This is a genomic window from Bradyrhizobium sp. cir1 (assembly GCF_014198245.1).
Lineage (GTDB): Bacteria > Pseudomonadota > Alphaproteobacteria > Rhizobiales > Xanthobacteraceae > Bradyrhizobium.
The window spans coordinates 1-1,312 of record NZ_JACIHE010000067.1; the positions used below are offsets into that span (position 1 = coordinate 1).

The following is a 1,312-nucleotide window of genomic DNA, read 5'->3' on the forward strand; positions in this document are numbered from 1 at the left end:
TGTCCAGACCGGATAGAGAGGTAACACAGTAGACCGGATGGATGGGTGACAGTTCTCTGTCGGCTGGGAGGACCAGCCGATGCCTTGGCGAGAGAGCTGTGCAATGGACCAACGGGTTAGCTTCATTTCGGAACAGCGAACCGGCTTGTGGACGATGACGGAGCTTTGCGAGCGGTACGAGATCAGCCGCAAGACCGGTTACAAATGGTTGGAGCGTTACCGGCAGGAAGGACCTGGAGGGCTTGCGGATCGCTCGCATGCCGCGCGGGTGCATGGGCGAACAACGCCGCAACACATTGTGGATGCGATTGTAGGATTGCGGCTTGAGCGTCCGAGCTGGGGACCGCGCAAGATTGTCAGCAAGCTCGAGGCTCGCCAGGGCGATGTCGATTGGCCATCGGCCTCGACGGCAGGCGAGATTCTCAAACGGGCTGGACTGGTCAGCAATCGTCGGGTCCGGCGACGAGCACCGCCCCGTATGGGGCAACTGACGGTGCCTCAGCATGCCAACCATGTATGGGCCCTCGATCACAAGGGCTGGATCCGGTTGGGCGACGGCTCTCGCGTTGAACCCTTCACGGTGACGGATGGCTTCAGCCGCTACTTGATCAGTCTGGCGGCGACGGGCAGCACGCAATATGCCGAGTGCCAACCGCCGCTGGAGCGGGCGTTTCGCGAGTACGGCTTGCCGCAGATCATCCGCTCCGACAACGGCTCACCATTCGCCTCGACCGGGACGACCGGTCTGACGGCGCTGTCGGTATGGTGGATCAAGCTTGGCATCCGCCATGAACGGATCGATCCCGGCCATCCCCAGCAGAACGGCCGACATGAGCGTTTTCACTTCACGCTTCTGGAAGCCATGCAGCCACCCTCGCCAAGCCAGGCCGCGCAGGTGCGTCGCTTTACGGCCTTCGCGCGTGACTACAACGAAGAACGGCCGCACGAGGCGCTTGGCCAGCGCCCACCTGCCAGCGCCTATCAGCCTTCCCCTCGTGCGATGCCAGGGCGGCTTCCAGAGCCGGATTATCCTGCCGATGCCGCGGTCCGCCAGGTTCGCTCCAACGGCGAGATCAAATGGCGAGGCGAGCTCATCCACGTCAGCAGCGCTCTCATCGGTGAATCGGTTGCCGTCGAGGAAGTCGAGGACGGACACTGGCAAGTGCGTTTCTTCGACGTACCAATCGGCATTATTGACGAAAAAACACGCAAGCTGCGGCGCTGCGCTAGCGCAGCGCCGCAGCGGACCGAACCATGAACGACTGTCACCTATCGATCCGGTCTATTGTGTTACCCATCCATCCGCTGGACA

At 62.0% G+C, this 1,312-nt stretch carries 1 protein-coding gene; it reads left to right on the plus strand.

Annotation, left to right across the window (positions count from 1 at the left end; all coding sequences use genetic code 11):
* The first annotated feature begins 79 nt into the window (after window positions 1–79).
* Window positions 80–1,258 (plus strand): IS481 family transposase, encoded by a 1,179-nt coding sequence (locus GGD63_RS39895; protein ID WP_409334123.1) that lies wholly within the window; start codon window positions 80–82, stop codon window positions 1,256–1,258.
* The last annotated feature ends 54 nt before the right edge of the window (window positions 1,259–1,312 follow it).